This window comes from Pseudomonas moorei, from assembly GCF_008801475.1.
Taxonomy (GTDB): domain Bacteria; phylum Pseudomonadota; class Gammaproteobacteria; order Pseudomonadales; family Pseudomonadaceae; genus Aquipseudomonas; species Aquipseudomonas moorei.
In genome coordinates this window covers 38838-55299 of the sequence record NZ_VZPP01000015.1, presented here as the reverse complement: position 1 = coordinate 55299, position 16462 = coordinate 38838, and the positions used below count along the sequence as shown (strand labels likewise).

Below are 16462 nucleotides of genomic sequence, written 5' to 3'. Positions count from 1 at the left end.
CATCAGAAGGTGTATTTGGCGTTGAACGACAGGTAATCGCGGTCAGCCAGCAACCGGCCCTGGGCAACATCCGGCGAACTCAAGTAGGCGACATAGGTCATGCCGACCTGGAAGTTGCCCAGGTACTTGAAGTCGCCGCCCACGGTCAGACGCTTCTCGTCGCGGCCCATGCCCTGATAGGCACTGCCGTCGACATTCTGCGTCCACACCACTTTGGTGCTCAGGTCCAGGCCGGTGGCAACGGACGGGTAGTCCATGTAGGCGCCGATACCCAGCAGGGTCGAGCCCCGGGTCTGTATCGCCGATTCGAACTTGTTGAACGTACCGTCCACGCCAGGCCCACCACCGGTGATCGTCAGGCTGTCCACCCCGGCGATGTACTGATGCACGACTTCGCCCATGAACGTGGTCTGCTGGGCGAGCATGCTTGGACCGAGGATGTACGAAGCGTTGAGGTTGCCTTGCCAGATCTGTCCGGTGGTCGGCGCGCCGTTGTTCAGGTAGACAGAAGCGCCATCGCGGTAGCTCAGGTCACCGGCGTACTGCACCGAATCGCCAACCTTGGAGCTGAAACTGATGCCTGTCAGCTTGACGTCTTCGAAGTAGCCGAGGCGATAGACCGGCGCGCTTCCGTCATGGCCGATGCTCTTGAGCGAGGAGTATTGGGTGGTGCCGGTGAAGTCGAAAAACAACGAGCCGACGCGCTCGTTATAGCGGTAATGGAACAACCCGACTTCAGTGTTCTCGGTGATCCGGTAGCGCACGCCAAGGCCCCATTGGCCGCTGTCGCTGGGGTCTTTGGCACCGCCATAACCGACCGCCACGCCGCTGGGCAAGTTGTTGACCTGTCCACGGCCCAGGCGAAAGAACTCGGCACCGGGACCAAACGTATCGCTGCCGAAATAGTCACCTACCGGGTTGAGCTCGGTCTTTTCCCACTCGTACTGGTAGTAGCCCACCAGCGCCAGGTCTTCATTGAGCGACCACGACCCGGACACCTGCCCTACCGGCAGGTACGAGTCCTTGGCCTCGGTCCCCGGCACGTTGAACTTGGTGGCATCCACCGGCGCCTGGCCCTGGCTGATGTTGGACCAGAACAGGCTCTCGCCCCAGGCCACCAGATGCCGCCCGGCCTTGAGCGACAGGTACTGCGTGTCGCCAATATCAAAGTTGCCGTACACATACGCATCGAGCAGGCGCGCGGTGCTGCCGCTCAGCCGTCGGGTTTCGTCACTGAAGCTATCGTTGCGCCCTAACTTGTTCACTGTATCCGGTGAGTCGTTGGCGTTGCGCTGGTGGTAGACATCGTCATAAAAATCACTGCCGCGCAGCACCGCGCCGAGGTTGTCGTGTTTGAGCTGCAACTCGCCGAACAGACTCAGGCGGTTGTTGATCAATGAACCACGCTTGAAGTTGCGTGTGCCATCGTCGTTGTTCGGATCATTGAGGTATTGGCTGGCCTGCCTGGCGGTACGCATGGAGGTTGTGTAGTTGACCGTAAGCGACGAATCCAGGGTGGTGTTCTCCCCCAGTTCGATGGTCGGCGCAGCATTGGCCGTGGCACTGGCAACCGTGACGACCGTAGCCAACAGGCCGCGCCCCCCCAACAGATTCCCCGGACGGCGCGCAACAATGTTTCGCATAAACTTGCTCCTCTCCTTGTTGTTGTTTTTACTGGTGCGACCACAGCATGAAAAAAACCGCTGCGGCGCACATCGTCCATTTGGCGAGATGAGCGCTCCTCATGCCGGAGCGCTGTTGGCGACCATTGCACGCAGTTCGTTCTTCACGACCTTGCTCGACGGGTTAAGTGGCAAGGCGCTGAAGAAGCGCACCTGACGCGGCACCTTGTAATTGGCCATTTGTTCACGGCTCCAGCCGATCAGTTGAGCCTCGTCGAGTTCCTTACCCGGGCGCAGCACCACGCAAGCGCATCCGACCTCGCCCATGCGTTCGTCAGCGATGCCGATCACCGCCACCTGTGCAATCGCCGGATGCTTGATCAACGCCGCTTCGATCTCCGCCGGGTAGCAGTTGAAACCGCCGACGATGAACATGTCCTTCAGGCGGTCGGTGATGATCAGGTTGCCCGCCTCATCCAGGCGCCCGACGTCGCCGGTGTGCAGCCAGCCTTCGACGTCGATGGTTTCGTGGGTCGCTTGCGGGTTCTGGAAATAGCCCTGCATGACGTGGAAGCCACGCAGACAGATCTCGCCGGTTTGTCCTGCGCCCAGCGCCTGGTTGTGCGGGTCGCGGATGCTCACTTCAGTGCCGGCAATCGGCCGTCCGCTGGTGCCGGCGATCACCTGTGCCGAATCTTGTGGATTACAGATTGTTGCCAGCCCGCCGCACTCGGTCAGACCATAGGCCGTGGTGACCACGGCAAACCCCAACTCGCTGCGCATGCGTTCGATCAGGCTCGGCGGAATGCTCGCCGACCCTGTCACAGCGATGCGCAGGCTCGACAGGTCAGTCTGTTTGAGCAACGGATGGGCCAGCAGCGACAGGTACAGGGTCGGTGCGCCGGGCAGCACGCTGATGCGCTCACAAGCGATGCGCTGGAACACCTGTTCTGCGTCGAACACCGCATGTGGCAGGATGGTCGCCCCGCCGATCAGGCAGGTCAGCCAGCCGGCCTTGTAGCCGAAGGCATGAAAGAACGGGTTGACAATCAGATAGCGGTCGCCCGGCACCAGGCCGATGACCTTGACGTATTCGGTGAAGGCCCGCAGGTTTTGACCATGGCCGCTCATCACGCCCTTGGGTTTGCCGGTGGTGCCGGAAGTAAATAACAGGTCGCACATGGCGTCAGGACCAACCGCCAATGCCCTGCGCCTGGCGCTATCGACATCAATGGTTGCCGCGCCCACCAGGAATTGCGCAAGCGTCAGGTCCGCCGACAACTCAGGCGTGTCGCCATCGACAATCACCAGATGTTCGAGACTGGCTGGCCGGTGGGGGGCGAGTAGCGCCGGGTAGTCAACGTCGAGAAAGCGCTGCTGGACAAACAACAGTCGACAGCCGCTACGCTCCAGTACATCGGCAGCCTCCAGGCCCTTCATGCGCGTGTTGATCGGCACCAGCACCGCACCGGCGCAATGAATACCCAGCGCCGCGAGGATCCAGTCACCACTGTTCGGCGCCCAGATACCGACCCGGTCGCCGGTCTGGATCCCCAGGGCCATCAAGCCCCGGGTAAAAGCCATGACGCGCTCGGGCAACTCGGCGTAGTCGATGCATTGGCCGTTGTCCTCGATGGCCGTGCGTCCGGCAAAACGCTCGGCACTGCTGAAGACCAACTGGGCAAGGGTGGCAGGGGCTGCGCTCGCGGGCGCGGCAAGGTTCAGGCTCTGATTCATCGTGGGCTCGGGTTCATCAATCGGGAAAGCGGATACGCAGTTGTGCGCTGGTGGGCACCGCCTGACAGGCAAGAATCCAGCCCTCGGCCAGGTCGCCTGCATCCAGTGCATCGTTGTGCAACAACTCGACGTCGCCGCTTTCCAGCGTGCACATGCATGAGGCGCAGCCGCCGACACGACAGGCGCTGGGTGGATTGAGGCCGGCACGCTCCATGGCGGCCAGTACGGTCTCGCCGCTGTCGCAGGCCAGGTGGTGGTCCGCGCCATCCAGGCGCACCGCCAACTGCGCGGCCACCGCAGCTTCGCTGCTGACGGTCAGAGGCAGTTCGCCTTCACCGGGTAGCGAGACGAAGCGCTCGACATGCACCCGGCGATCCGGCATGCCCAGGCCCTTGAGCGCGTTGACGGCCGCATCCATGAATGGCCCCGGACCACAAATGAATGCCTGGGCATCGATAAATGGCCGCGCCAGTTCGGCCAGTTGTCCGACGCTCGGGATGCCCTGCACCGAGTCAAGCCAATGGACGATCTGCAGGCGCTGTGGATGAACGCTGGCCAGGGCCTTGAGTTCATCCTTGAAAATCACCGAGGTCTCATCGCGATTGGCATAGATCAGCAGGATCCGGCCTGTGCCCGCGAGCAACGCCGAGCGCAGGATCGACAGCACCGGGGTCACGCCGCTGCCGCCACCGAACAACAGCAAGTCACCGTCGAGGCTACGGGGCACAAACACCCCGGCCGGAGGCAACACCTCCAGGGTCTGCCCGGCCTGCAACTCGCCGCACAACCAGTTCGAGGCGCGCCCCTCTTGCACGCGCTTGACCGTGACCCGCAACGGCTCATCCAGCAACGGCGTGCTGGACAATGAATAACAACGGGGCAGCCAGCCATCCTCGAAGGGCACGCGCAAGGTCAGGAACTGGCCGGGTTGATAGCGAAATCGTTCGCCCAGATGCTCCGGCACGTCGAACACCAGGGAACGCGCATCGGCGGTTTCCTCGATCACTCGCGCCACGCGCAGGGCAAGATAATTGTTCATAGGTCAGGTACTCATGACCACCTGCCCGCGTATTGCGGACAGGTGTAAACCCAGGGGGCGAAACAGGGTGGGACGGCCTCAGACGTAGGGATCCGGGTTGGGCAGGCCCAGCATCACCGCGCCATAGCTGCGTCCGTAGGCCAGGTAGTTGTTGGCGATGTGTCCGCGCGCCTGGTGCAGGTCACGGAACAGCCGCGCCACCGGGTTGGTGTTGTACAAGCCCGAGGCCGCCATGCTGCGCAGCAGGTCGTTGGCCCGTTCGGCGCAGATGTTGGTCACATAGGCCGACTGGTAGCGATACAGCAGACGAGTCTCGGTGTCCGGGTATTGGCCGGCACGAGCCAGACTCATCAGATGTTCGTAGTTGCGCTCCAGCACCAGACGCAAGCTGTCGACGGTGATCATTGCTTCGGCAATCGCGGTTTGCGCCACCGGATCGTCAGCGGTGCGGGCACCGTGCTTGCCGATGTGCCTGGCGGCGTTATCGCGGAACTCGTTGATCGCGCCTTGCAAGGCGCCGATGGCTGAAGTCGATACCGCACGGGAGAACACTTGGGCGAAGGGGATCGCATAGATCGGGTTGGTGTTGACCTGGCGCCCGGGCGTTGCTTCGAGGGTCCAGTTATTGGTGCGTTGCACGCGATGGGCCGGGACAAATACATCGTCGACCACGATGTCGTGACTTCCGGTGCCGCGCAGGCCCATCACGTCCCAGTTACGTTCGATCTGATAGTCGTGACGCGGCAGCAGGAAGGTGCCGTGCTCGGCGGCCAGTTCGCCATCGGGTGGCAGTATGCCGCCGAGAAACACCCATTGGCAGTGCTCACTGCCGCTGGAGAAACCCCAACGTCCGCTGATGCGGTAACCGCCCTCGACCACCGTGACCCTGGCCGCCGGCATATAGGTCGAACAGATCAGCGCACCGTGGTCATCCGCCCAGACTTCGCGCTGCGCTTCGATCGGATAACGGGCCAGTTGCCAAGGGTGAACGCCCATCACTCCGTAGATCCAGGCCGTTGACATGCAACCCTCGGCAAGAATGGTCTGGATTTCGAAGAAGGTGCGCGGGTCCACTTCATAACCACCGAACGCCCGTGGCTGCAACGCCCGCAGCAAGCCGGCGGACTGCAGTTCGGCGATGGTCTCCTGAGGCACCTTCAAGTCCTTGTCGGCCTGCGCCGTACGTGCCTTGAGTACCGGTACCAGGCGCCGTGCACGTTCAAGCAGATCACGTTCGTCCTGGGTCTTTTCTCGCATGCTGTGCATCACTCAATTCTCCCGATCTCACTGCGCCACTGCGCGAGTTGTGATGGATCATCGGATCGAGCGGACAATCCTTCATCGTCAATGCGGACTAGGGGCAAGCGATTGCTTTTGCAGGGATCACGGCCTCGGGCGGCGACGGCAAGACCGTTTTATGTTCAGCCCCTCAGCGGTGCAGCAACCCTCCAAACGGACGATGTCGCGGTCCCGCGCGTTGCCAGGTTCAAGGACAAAACAAGAGAGGGGCAATCTGCGGGTCGAGGCCAGCGATTCGGTGGTTGAGAGCCATCGTCGCGGTTCGCTAGTCCAATGAGACGATGCCCACCCACGCGACGCCAGCGATAGTGGACTCATCAGCAATCAACCCCACGGAGCAAGGGTCCATGAGTATTTTGCAACGTTTCTACATGCACGGCAGCGTCGCCATTGTCACTGGCAGCGGCCGCGGCATTGGTCGGGCGATTGCCCTGGCGTATGCCGAAGCCGGCGCTGATGTCGTGTGCTCGTCACGCTCGCTGGACGAAGTCCAGGCAGTGGCCGAAGAGGTTCGAGGCCTGGGCCGGCGCGCCCTGGCTTTTACCTGTGACGTCAACGATGCCGAGCAACGCCAGGCGCTGGTGCGTCAAAGCGTTGAACAAATGGGCCGGATCACTCATCTGGTGAACAACGTTGGCGGTGGCGGACCGAGCGATGCATTGATCACGACACCTGAACAGTTCGCCCAGATGCTGGATTTCAACGTCACCACCAGCTATGCCTTCTGTCAGTTGTGCGTGCCGCTCATGCGCGACGCCGGCGGCGGCAACATCATCAATGTCAGCTCGGTGGCCGCACGCTATGCCCAGCGCCACTTCAGCGCCTACGGCACGGCCAAGGCCGCCCTCAGCCATCTGACCCGCTTGCTGGCCCAGGACTTCGCGCCACAGATCCGGGTCAACGCCGTGGCGCCCGGCCCTACCCTGACCGAAGCGCTGAACGGCGTAATGCCTGCAGCCATGCGCGAGGTGATGGAGGCCAACACCCCACTCAAGTGCCTGGGTACCCCGCAAGACATCGCCGCCGCCGCGCTGTACCTGGCCAGCCCCGCTTCGGCCTGGGTGACCGGCAAGATCATTGATGTCGATGGCGGTGCCGAGACATCGGTCTGGCCCGGCTGACCGACTCCTTTGGGCCCGCCCCTGATGACGTTGGGGCGGGTCTTTTTTTTCTCCCCCATCTGGAGCCCTCGCCATGGATGCTCATTTGATCAACGCGCTCGGTGACGAGCTGTTCAATGCCCTGCGCAACCGTAAGACCCTGGCCCCCCTGACCCAGCGTTATCCGCAGATCACACTGGAGCAGGCCTATCGGATTTCCCTGCACTTGCTGCAACGCCGCGAGGCCCTGGGCGAGCGGGTGATTGGCAAGAAAATCGGGGTCACCAGCCGCGCGGTGCAGGAAATGCTTGATGTCCATCAACCGGACTTCGGTTTCCTCACCAATTCCATGCAGGTCGAGGACGGCAGCGATGTCAGCCTGGCCCGTTACAACCTGATCCAGCCCCGGGCCGAAGGCGAAATAGCCTTTATCCTCGGTGAAGACTTGCAAGGCCCGGGCATCAGTGCCGAGGACGTGCTGGCCGCCAGCCAATGGGTGGCGCCGTGCTTCGAAATCGTTGATTCGCGGATCGACGACTGGCAGATCCGCATACAGGACACCGTGGCCGACAACGCTTCCTGCGGCGTGTTTGCCCTCGGCACCCAGCGTATCGATCCGCGCTCGCTGGACCTGGCCGCCGTGCACATGCAAATGCTGAAAAACGACCAACCCGCCGGCACGGGCCTGGGCTCGGCGGTGCAAGGCCATCCTTGTGCGGCAGTGGCCTGGCTGGCCAATACCCTGGGCGAGTTGGGCATTCCGTTTCGTCGCGGCGAAATCATTCTCTCCGGTGCCCTGGCGCCGCTGGTGCCGGTGGTTGCCGGCGATCGCATCAGCCTGTCAATGACCGGGCTCGGCGAAACCAGCCTGCGCTTTGTCCCTTGATTTCCCCTTACCTCCCCAGGAGCCAAAGACCATGAGCAAAAAGATCAAATGCGCGCTGATCGGGCCGGGCAACATCGGCACCGATCTGCTGTACAAGCTGATGCGCAGCGAGGTGCTGGAACCGGTGTGGATGGTGGGCATCGACGCCACTTCCGAAGGCCTGTCGCGGGCTCGCGAGCTTGGCCTGAAAACCACCGCCAATGGCGTCGACGGCCTGCTGCCCCATGTCCTCGACGATCAGATCCAGATCGCCTTCGACGCCACCTCGGCCTACGTGCACGCGCAGAACTCGCGCAAGCTCAATGCCCTGGGCGTGTTGATGATCGACCTGACGCCGGCAGCCATCGGGCCGTATTGCGTCCCTCCGGTCAACCTCAAGGCTCAGTTGGGCCTGGGTGTGATGAACGTCAATATGGTCACCTGCGGCGGCCAGGCCACCATTCCACTGGTGGCCGCGGTGTCCAGTGTGCAGGCGGTGGAATATGCCGAAATTATCGCCACCGCCGCTTCAAAATCGGTGGGTCCCGGTACCCGGAAAAACATCGATGAGTTCACCCGCACTACTTCCAGTGCAGTGGAAAAGGTCGGCGGCGCGAAGAAAGGCAAGGCGATCATCATCATCAACCCCGCCGAGCCACCGCTGATCATGCGTGACACCGTGCATTGCCTGACCGCCAGCGAGCCCGACCAGCCGGCGATCACGGCGGCCATCGAGGCCATGATCAAGCAAGTGCAGCGCTACGTGCCCGGCTACAAGCTGGTCAACGGTCCGGTGTTCGACGGTAACCGGGTGTCGATCTTCATGGAAGTCGAAGGCCTGGGCGACTACCTGCCCAAGTACGCCGGCAACCTCGACATCATGACCGCCGCCGCCGCGCGCACCGCCGAGATGTTCGCCGAGGAAATCCTCAAGGGCGAGCTGGTGCTGAAAGCTTCCGTCCAAACCGCCCACGCATAAGGAGCCGACCATGGATCTTCGCGGCAAAAGCATCACCGTTCACGACATGTGCTTGCGCGATGGCATGCACCCCAAGCGTCACCAGATCAGCCTGCAACAGATGAAGGACATCGCCTGTGGCCTTGATGCGGCCGGCGTGCCACTGATTGAAGTCACCCACGGCGACGGCCTGGGCGGTAGCTCAGTGAACTACGGCTTCCCGGCACACACCGACGAAGAGTATCTGTCGGCGGTGATCCCGCTGATGAAAAAGGCCAAGGTCTCGGCCCTGCTGCTGCCGGGCATCGGCACCGTCGATCACCTGAAAATGGCCCATGAACTAGGGGTCAACACCATTCGCGTGGCAACCCATTGCACCGAAGCCGATGTCAGCGAGCAGCACATCTCCCACGCCCGCGACCTGGGTATGGATACCGTCGGCTTCCTGATGATGGCCCACATGAACAGTCCCGAAGGCCTGGTCAAGCAAGGCTTGCTGATGGAAAGCTACGGCGCCAACTGCATCTACCTGACCGACTCGGCGGGCTACCTGCTGCCCCACGATGTCAGCGCTCGCGTGGCGGCAATGCGCGCAGCCCTCAAGCCGGAGACCGAGATCGGGTTTCATGGTCACCACAATTTGTCGATGGGCGTGTCCAACTCCATCGCCGCGATTGCCGCCGGGGCCAAGCGAATCGACGCTGCCTGCGCCGGCCTCGGTGCCGGTGCCGGCAACACGCCGATGGAAGTGCTGGTGGCGGTGTGCGACCGCATGGGCATTGACACAGGCGTCAGCGTATTTGGCATCCAGGACGTGGCCGAAGATCTGGTGGTGCCAATCATGGACTTCCCGATCCGCAGCGACCGCGACGCCTTAACGATGGGCTACGCCGGGGTCTATGGCTCGTTCCTTTTGTTCGCCAAGCGCGCCGAGAAAAAATACGGCGTGTCGGCCCGGGAGATTCTCGTTGAAATGGGCCGTCGCGGCATGGTCGGTGGTCAGGAAGACATGATCGAAGACACCGCCATGACCCTCGCCCGTCAGCGTCGTCAGGCGTAAGCCCGACACCGCCAGATCCGCTGCTTTCGCGAGCAGGTGGAAGAGACCATGCCAGTCGCCATCAATGGCGACTGGTTCACTTCAGGGGATGTCAGCGCCAGTCGGCGACAATTCCGTGCTCCAGCGCAAAAGGCTGGGCGGCGATGGTCCGGCGTTGAAACTCGGGCGCTTGTTGCGCAGTGGCCAGCCACAGCATCACGGCCGCCGGTACATGGGGTGGGGCGCTGCCGGCGCGCAAGGCGATCAGGCCTTTGTCACCGATGGTGGCCTTGAGGGCTTCGGTGGTGACAACGCCTGGATTGAGGGTATAGGCACGCACGCCGGCCGCGCCCAGTTCCGTGGTCATGACCCCGGACAGACGCGACACCGCCGCCTTGCCCGCGCCATAGGCATAACCCCAGCCCCCCTTGCCCGCTGCCACCGGGGGGTCGCTTTCGCCGGCACCGGAGGTGACATTGATCACCACCCCGCCACCGCGCGCCACCATGTGTTCGGCCACCGCTCGCGTCAACAGGAACGGGGTGAGAATGTAGCCCTGGAACATCCGCTCCAGGGTCTGCGCTTGCAGATCCATGAAACCGGTATTGAGGTCACTGCCCTGATATATCGCATTGTTGATCAATACGTCGATACGCCCGTACTCGGCCAGAACCGCCTGGCAAGCGGCCAGTGCCGAGTCGCTGTCGAGCAGGTCCATCGGTACCACGAGCACCCGACAACCGAGATCGCGCAAGGCCTGCGCAGTACCATTGAGACTGCCGGCCAACGGCGCCCCGGCGGCGTCGCGCAGGGCATGTTCATGCTGTTCGCCCTCATTGAGGGTGCGAGCGCTGATCGCCACATCGAAACCGGCGCGGGCGAATGCCAGAGCCGCCTCGCGACCGATACCACGGCTGGCGCCAGTGATGAATGCCACTTTGTTCATGCTGGTTCCTTTTAGAAGCGCGAGGCGCGGACCATGGCGTCCATACCGCCATCGACGAATACCACGCTGCCATGGACAAACGACGCTTGCGGCGATTGCAGGAAAGCCACCATTGCAGCGATCTCGTCTGGGTGTGCGGAGCGGCCCATGGGTGCGACGAAATCACGGGTCGCCTGACCAAACCGTGCATCGTCCAGCGAAGCCTTGTGCAACGGGGTTTCTACTGCGCCCGGTGCCACCACGTTCAAGCGTATGCCCTGCTTGCCCCAGCTCACCGCCAGGTTGCGGGCATGCCGGCTGATGGCGTTTTTGGAGGCGGCATAGGCGACGTGGGGATGGCCGAGGTTGTTGGCCAACAGCACCGCCTGCTCCTCATCGCCTGCGAGCATAGCCTCAACCAACGGCTGGCCGTCGGGGCCCGAATGAGTCGATGCCACCGAGCCGATCACCAGTGCCGCCGGTTGTTGGCCCTTGGCCAACGCACCTTGCAGACCGTCGAGCAACTGGCTCACGCCAAAGTGATTGACCGCCAGGATCAGACCGCAGGAAGGTGCCGTGACACCAACACCGGCGCAGCAGATCAGCCCATCGAGGACCCCGCCACTGAGTTGAAGTACTTGTGCGATGGCCGCGTCACGCCCCTCTGGAGTGGACAGGTCGGCGATCACTTCGGCGTTGCTGCGATCGATACCGATGACCTGGTGACCAGCGGCGCGCAGGGTGGCGGATACGGCGGCGCCGATTCCCGAGGCACTGCCGGTGATGGCTGTAATAGGCATTGTGATACTCCGTGATTGGTCCACCCAGTATCGACAGGGCGATCACGCGACGGCATCGTCTGTGCGGACTACAAACGGGCTGCCTCAGTTACCGTCACGCCGGGCAACCGATGCCCGGTGGTTGATCTGCAGAATCAGGCGTGGCGATAGATAGGCACCGCCAGTTGCAGTGTCGGCACCTTGATTTTCTCGGTCACTTTCAACGCCAGTTGCGGCTTGCCCAACGCCACCACACTGTTGAGCATGATGCGCACCAGTTCGGTCTGGCGCCGCACACCGGTCTTGGAGAAAATCGAGCGCAAGTGCGCCCGCGCAGTATTACGCCGGATATTCAGGACCTCGGCCGCTTCCTCCAGGGACAAGCCATTGGCGAGTTCCATCGCCAGGGCGGTTTCGGCCTTGGTCAGGTTGAACAGCTGTTTGGTCACCACCTCGCTGGCCAAGGATCTGCTCGACGCATCACGAATGTACACCAGCGCCGCTGGCTGCCCCTTCTCCTCGGCCCAGTCCAGGGACGGAATCGATTCGACCACCACGCCGAGATTGACCAGCCCCGAAGGCCGCGTCACCGACATGGCCTCGGCGCTTTTCGGGGCATCCGGGCAGAATGCGCCGCGAATCAAGCGTTGCAGTTCACGGTTATCGCTGGGGTAAGTCGCCTCCAGGCGCCCGCCCACCAGTTTCAGGCCATCGGAACGGGCCAGGATTTCCTGGGCCACCGGGTTGATTTGCAACACACTGCCACTCTCGTCGAGCACCAGGGTCGCCACCGATAAACGGCTAATGGCCTGGGAGTACAACTCACTCAGCGATTCACTGCGGTCCAAAAGGTTGTGCAACTGTGAGGCACGACGCAGATGTGGCAGGAAACTGGCGCAAAGCGACCGCTCGCTGGCAGAGAAGTTGGGGGCAGTTTCGGGGCGGGTGACGCGAAAACGCAGTTTGCCGCCGTCCGGGGTGGAAATGTCTGCGCACATCACGTGGTACACATCATTGGGGCCGCAGAACGCCTTGAAGTAGGCACTGTGTTCCCATTCCGCGGAGCTCATGATGTCATCGACCGTGAATACACAGTCCAGCGGCTGGTTGGAGAACGGCGAATTGGTTTGCGGGTAAGTCATGTAGCAGACATCACCGGCCCCCTCGATGTCACCGGCGATAATCATCACACCGGTATCGGGCTGATCCGGCACCCGCAGGATCAGGGTGACAAAGTTGGCATCATAGAGCTTGAGAAAGCTTTTGAGTGCGTGGGCCATCAGTTTCGGATCGAGGGCGCCTTCGTAGATTTCGCCCACCAACTGGTTGTAGCGCGTAAGGTCGAGGCCAAGGCTGGCCAGGGCTTCATGGGTCAAGACACCATCTTGCATAGTCCTATCCTCGCTCGGGTAAGGACAAATCCCTTCCCTTGTTATTTTTATAATTTCGGCTGGAGGGAGCTCAGGGCTCCCCCTCTTGACTACTGCTTGCCTGCGAAACATTCACAGGGGCCTGCGCATCAGTTTCCCTATCGCTTGCGAACTCCACAATAGACCCCTCAGGTTTATTTTTGGTTATCGGGAGTCCCGCGCAGCCGGGCTGTTTTTCAGCCGGAACTGACCTTGCGGCGCCGCAGGCTGACGTACCCGTTCGGTGACCAGCGGTCGTCCGCGATTGAACCAGGCCGCCAACGCCGGCAGGAGGAAAATCGCCCCCAACACGTTGACCAGGAACATGAACGACAGCAACACGCCCATGTCAGCCTGGAACTTCAACGGTGCGAACGCCCAGGTACAGACGCCAATGGACATGGTCACGGCGGTGAATACCGCGGCCGTGCCGCGTTGGCACATGGCCTCATAGAACGCTTCACGCAGGTTGGAACCGCGCAGCATTTCGTGCTGGATGCGTTCGTACAGGTAAATGCCGTAGTCGACGCCCACACCTACGCCCAGCGCCATCACCGGCAAGGTGGCGACTTTCAGGCCGATCCCGAGCATGGTCATCAGTGCATTACACAGGATCGCGACAATAGCCAGCGGCACGAGAATGCACAGCACCGCACGGATCGACAGGAAGGTCAGCCAGCAAAACAGCGCCACCGAACCGAACAGCGCCCCCAGCATGATGACTTCAGCGCGCTTGACCGCCTCGTTGGAGGCCGCCATTACCCCAACGTTGCCACCGGCCAGGAGGAACTCGACTTGCGGCGAGCTGACCTGGGTAATAATCCGCTTGGCTTCGGCAATCGCATGACTGACGGTGGAGCCTTCGTGGTCGGCAAGGAACACCAGGATCTGCATCTGCTGGCAGCCGTCGGTGACCATTCCGTCATCCGGCATATAGGCTCGCGCACCCTGACTCAGGCCACGGGGCGACCCTGGAATCGCCGCCCAGCGAGGATTGCCTTCGTTGTTGCCGGCAATCACCCGCTTGCCCATGTCCGCCACGCTCTGGATCGACTGCACGCCCGAGACCGTGCGCATACGGAAATCGAAGGCTTCCACCGCACGCATCACCGTTGGCGACAGGCAACCTTCGTCGACCCCCTTGACCTGGACGAACACCGACATCACATCGAGCCCGATGGAGTAGCTGCTGATGATCTTGCCGTTGTCCGTGTTGTAGCGCGAATCGGCCCGCAGCTCCGGCGCGCCCGCGCCGATATCACCCACGGCCAGGTCACGAGCCTTGTAGGCCCCGGCCAACAGCAACAGCAGACTGACGGCAAATACCCCGAGTGCCGGCCCCGGTTCAGCCAGCGCCGACAGGCGCCACCACAGGCGATGCTTGCCCGCCGGCCGGGTTTGTGCCCGGCGCAACAGCGCGGGTTCCAGGCTGAGGTAGGAAATGATGATCGGCAACATCAGTTTGTTGGTGATGATCATCAACATCACGCCGATGCAGGCAGTCACTCCCAGTTCGTGAACGATCGGAATGTCGATCAGCATGATCACCGCGAACCCCAGTGCGTTCATCAGCAACGCCAGGGAACCGGGGATGAAAATCTTGCAAAATGCCGAGCGCGCCGCTTCCCTGGACGCACTGCCAGCCAACACGTCCTGCTTCCAGGCGTTGGTCATCTGTACCGCATGGGATACACCGATGGAGAAGATCAGGAACGGCACCAGGATCGACATCGGATCAATGCCTAATCCCAGCATTGGCAACAGACCCAGCAACCAGACCACCGGCAACAACGCGACCAGCAGTGCCACCACGGTCAGGCGCAGGGAACGCGAATACAACCACAACAGCAATCCAGTGATCACGAACGCCACGACAAAAAAGCCGATCACCGTGTTCAGCCCTTCGACCACATCGCCCACCAGCTTGGCAAAACCGACGATGTTGATCTCGATATCAGGACTGTCGTACTTGGCGCGGATTTCTTCCAGGCGCTTGGCGATGTCGACATAGGAGACCGGCTGACCGGTCTTGGGGTCGGTGTCCTGCAGGTCGGCGCGGACCATGGCGGACTTCAGGTCGTTGGCCACCAGGCGGCCGACCTGCCCGGAGGCCGCCGTGTTACTGCGCACCTGCGCCAGATCCTCAGGGGTGCCGCTGAAACGCGGTGGCACCACCACGTCGCCAAAGAATCCTTCCTCGGTGATTTCGATGTAGCGCACGTTGGCGGTAAACAGCGACGTCACGCTGGGGCGACTGACCCCGGAGATGAAAAACACGTCGTCGGTGACTTTACGCAGGGTATCAAGGTACTCGGCGTTATAAATGTCACCCTCGCCTTTCCAGCGCACGCTGACCAGGAAACGGTTGGCGCCGGTGAAGTAACGGCTGAACTTGAGAAAATTGATCATGTATTCATGACGCACCGGGATCTGCTTGTTGAATCCCGGATCCAGTTGCGTATGGGTGGCGCTGTAACCCAGGCCCAGTGTCACCAGAACAAACAGCAGCAGCAGTCCTTTGCGCCAGGCCATCAGGTGATCCGCACACGTTTCGACGCAGCGCGTCACCCAGTGTTTTCCTTGATTCATTGCCTGCCTCTCTTTTACTGGGTGACCTGTGTGGTCAATACGGCAGCGACGCTGCCACCTGAACCCTGCAATACCCCACGCTCGCCACCCACCAGCAGACGCGAGCCAACCATCGTCGCCGAGGTCAACGTACCGAGTCCGGCCAGGCGCCCGGTACCGACCAGTGCACCCTGCGCATCCAGACGTACCACTGAACTGCCGGCACCGACGATCACCAGCCCCGAGTGATCGGGCAACAACACATGGCCGTACAGCGGCAATTGATTGCCCACATTGATCTGGGTCCAGCTGTCGCCGAAATCGTGGCTGACGAATACATGCCCGCGCATGCCGTAGGTCACCCAGTTATCCGCACTCAGACGCACGATGCCGAACAGCGAGCCGCTATAGAAGGCCGGCAAGGTCTGCCAGTGCTGGCCGGCGTCAACCGTGCGCAGTACCAGGCCCTGCTCGCCCACCAACATGCGCCGGCCATCATTGCCACCGGCCATGCTGTTCAGGTGCGCGTTATCGATGTCCAGGGGCTGCGCAGTCCAGGTCTGCCCGGCATCGAGGGATTGATAGAACTTGCCGAAGCTGCCGAACGCCATGACGGTGTCGCCACCGCCAGTCCAGATGCCCAGCAGCGGTTCGCCCAGATCGCTGTCGTGGCGCATTTCCTGCCAACTGCTCCCGGCGTCCAGGGACCGCAGGATCCAGCCGTCATGCCCGACGGCCAAAAGGCGTTTGTCATCCAGTGCCACCACGGCAGTCAGGGTGGCATTGCGTTGCATTTCGATGCGGGCAGGCTGCCAGCTAACGCCCTGATCATCACTGAGCAGGATGCTGCCACGCTCGCCCACGGCGACCACACGCGAGCCAAGATTGAGCAGGCCGTTGATCTGCACCCGGTCGGGGCGCGTGGCCAACAGTTCCTCTTGCGGTGGTTTTTTGGGGGAAAACGTGTAGCCAATGGTCAAGGCGACCATCAGGCAGACTGCATAACCGATCATAGAGCGCATAAGGAACACTCCTGATCAAGGCACATATGCATCGGGCAAGTCATAGGGCCAATCCTCTTGTTTTGTCACGCACCAGGGCATGCGAGGCAATCGAGATGGG

General features: G+C 61.9%; 13 protein-coding genes. 4 read left to right on the top strand and 9 right to left on the bottom strand.

Annotated elements, in window-relative coordinates:
- Window positions 1-2 precede the first annotated feature (2 nt).
- The 4 genes from F7R06_RS25385 to F7R06_RS25370 all read right to left on the bottom strand — a co-directional run bounded on the left by F7R06_RS25385 (window position 3) and on the right by F7R06_RS25370 (window position 5664).
- Window positions 3-1643 (bottom strand): DUF1302 domain-containing protein, encoded by a 1641-nt coding sequence (locus F7R06_RS25385; protein WP_174552479.1) that lies wholly within the window; start codon window positions 1641-1643, stop codon window positions 3-5.
- Between the two features lie 99 nt (window positions 1644-1742).
- A complete protein-coding gene (locus tag F7R06_RS25380; protein WP_090323640.1) occupies window positions 1743-3359 on the bottom strand; it encodes a FadD3 family acyl-CoA ligase in 1617 nt (538 codons plus the stop codon).
- A gap of 16 nt (window positions 3360-3375) precedes the next feature.
- A complete protein-coding gene (locus F7R06_RS25375; RefSeq protein ID WP_090323642.1) occupies window positions 3376-4398 on the bottom strand; it encodes a ferredoxin--NADP reductase in 1023 nt (340 codons plus the stop codon).
- 78 nt (window positions 4399-4476) lie between these two features.
- The gene (locus tag F7R06_RS25370; RefSeq protein ID WP_090323643.1) at window positions 4477-5664 is read right to left on the bottom strand and encodes an acyl-CoA dehydrogenase family protein; all 1188 of its coding nucleotides are present in this window, start codon (window positions 5662-5664) and stop codon (window positions 4477-4479) included.
- A gap of 380 nt (window positions 5665-6044) precedes the next feature.
- Here F7R06_RS25370 and F7R06_RS25365 point away from each other — a divergent pair, with 380 nt between their 5' ends.
- From F7R06_RS25365 to dmpG, 4 genes are all read left to right on the top strand, one after another.
- The gene (locus F7R06_RS25365) at window positions 6045-6818 is read left to right on the top strand and encodes a glucose 1-dehydrogenase (protein WP_090323645.1); all 774 of its coding nucleotides are present in this window, start codon (window positions 6045-6047) and stop codon (window positions 6816-6818) included.
- A 73-nt stretch (window positions 6819-6891) separates the two neighbouring features.
- On the top strand, window positions 6892-7683 hold the full coding sequence (locus F7R06_RS25360) for a fumarylacetoacetate hydrolase family protein (protein ID WP_090323647.1): 792 nt from the start codon (window positions 6892-6894) through the stop codon (window positions 7681-7683).
- A gap of 31 nt (window positions 7684-7714) precedes the next feature.
- Complete coding sequence (locus F7R06_RS25355) at window positions 7715-8641, top strand: acetaldehyde dehydrogenase (acetylating) (protein ID WP_090323648.1); 927 nt, start codon at window positions 7715-7717, stop codon at window positions 8639-8641.
- Window positions 8642-8651: 10 nt separating this feature from the next.
- Complete coding sequence (gene dmpG, locus F7R06_RS25350; RefSeq protein ID WP_090323650.1) at window positions 8652-9680, top strand: 4-hydroxy-2-oxovalerate aldolase; 1029 nt, start codon at window positions 8652-8654, stop codon at window positions 9678-9680.
- A 91-nt stretch (window positions 9681-9771) separates the two neighbouring features.
- Here the strand turns inward: dmpG and F7R06_RS25345 are convergent, their stop codons facing one another.
- From F7R06_RS25345 to F7R06_RS25325, 5 genes are all read right to left on the bottom strand, one after another.
- Entirely contained in the window at window positions 9772-10605 is an 834-nt protein-coding gene (locus F7R06_RS25345; protein WP_090323652.1) for an SDR family NAD(P)-dependent oxidoreductase, read from the bottom strand.
- An 11-nt stretch (window positions 10606-10616) separates the two neighbouring features.
- Window positions 10617-11384 carry an SDR family oxidoreductase gene (locus F7R06_RS25340; RefSeq protein WP_090323654.1) on the bottom strand — a complete coding sequence of 256 codons (768 nt, stop codon included), beginning with the start codon at window positions 11382-11384 and terminating at the stop codon, window positions 10617-10619.
- 134 nt (window positions 11385-11518) lie between these two features.
- Window positions 11519-12754: a helix-turn-helix transcriptional regulator gene (locus F7R06_RS25335; protein ID WP_090323655.1), complete on the bottom strand. Its 1236-nt coding sequence runs from the start codon at window positions 12752-12754 to the stop codon at window positions 11519-11521.
- Between the two features lie 183 nt (window positions 12755-12937).
- Window positions 12938-15361, bottom strand: coding sequence for an efflux RND transporter permease subunit (locus tag F7R06_RS25330; protein WP_090323657.1), 2424 nt, complete (start codon window positions 15359-15361; stop codon window positions 12938-12940).
- Window positions 15362-15375: 14 nt separating this feature from the next.
- Window positions 15376-16362, bottom strand: a complete 987-nt coding sequence (locus tag F7R06_RS25325) for a WD40/YVTN/BNR-like repeat-containing protein (protein WP_090323659.1) — start codon at window positions 16360-16362, stop codon at window positions 15376-15378.
- Window positions 16363-16462: the final 100 nt, after the last annotated feature.

Excerpts from the sequence above, each read along its gene's own strand:
- F7R06_RS25385 (WP_174552479.1), bottom strand. The coding sequence starts at position 1,643 with ATGCGAAACATTGTTGCGCGCCGTCCGGGGAATCTGTTGGGGGGGCGC.
- F7R06_RS25380 (WP_090323640.1), bottom strand. The coding sequence starts at position 3,359 with ATGAATCAGAGCCTGAACCTTGCCGCGCCCGCGAGCGCAGCCCCTGCC.
- F7R06_RS25375 (WP_090323642.1), bottom strand. The coding sequence starts at position 4,398 with ATGAACAATTATCTTGCCCTGCGCGTGGCGCGAGTGATCGAGGAAACC.
- F7R06_RS25370 (WP_090323643.1), bottom strand. The coding sequence starts at position 5,664 with ATGCACAGCATGCGAGAAAAGACCCAGGACGAACGTGATCTGCTTGAA.
- F7R06_RS25365 (WP_090323645.1), top strand. The coding sequence starts at position 6,045 with ATGAGTATTTTGCAACGTTTCTACATGCACGGCAGCGTCGCCATTGTC.
- F7R06_RS25360 (WP_090323647.1), top strand. The coding sequence starts at position 6,892 with ATGGATGCTCATTTGATCAACGCGCTCGGTGACGAGCTGTTCAATGCC.
- F7R06_RS25355 (WP_090323648.1), top strand. The coding sequence starts at position 7,715 with ATGAGCAAAAAGATCAAATGCGCGCTGATCGGGCCGGGCAACATCGGC.
- dmpG (WP_090323650.1), top strand. The coding sequence starts at position 8,652 with ATGGATCTTCGCGGCAAAAGCATCACCGTTCACGACATGTGCTTGCGC.
- F7R06_RS25345 (WP_090323652.1), bottom strand. The coding sequence starts at position 10,605 with ATGAACAAAGTGGCATTCATCACTGGCGCCAGCCGTGGTATCGGTCGC.
- F7R06_RS25340 (WP_090323654.1), bottom strand. The coding sequence starts at position 11,384 with ATGCCTATTACAGCCATCACCGGCAGTGCCTCGGGAATCGGCGCCGCC.
- F7R06_RS25335 (WP_090323655.1), bottom strand. The coding sequence starts at position 12,754 with ATGCAAGATGGTGTCTTGACCCATGAAGCCCTGGCCAGCCTTGGCCTC.
- F7R06_RS25330 (WP_090323657.1), bottom strand. The coding sequence starts at position 15,361 with ATGAATCAAGGAAAACACTGGGTGACGCGCTGCGTCGAAACGTGTGCG.
- F7R06_RS25325 (WP_090323659.1), bottom strand. The coding sequence starts at position 16,362 with ATGCGCTCTATGATCGGTTATGCAGTCTGCCTGATGGTCGCCTTGACC.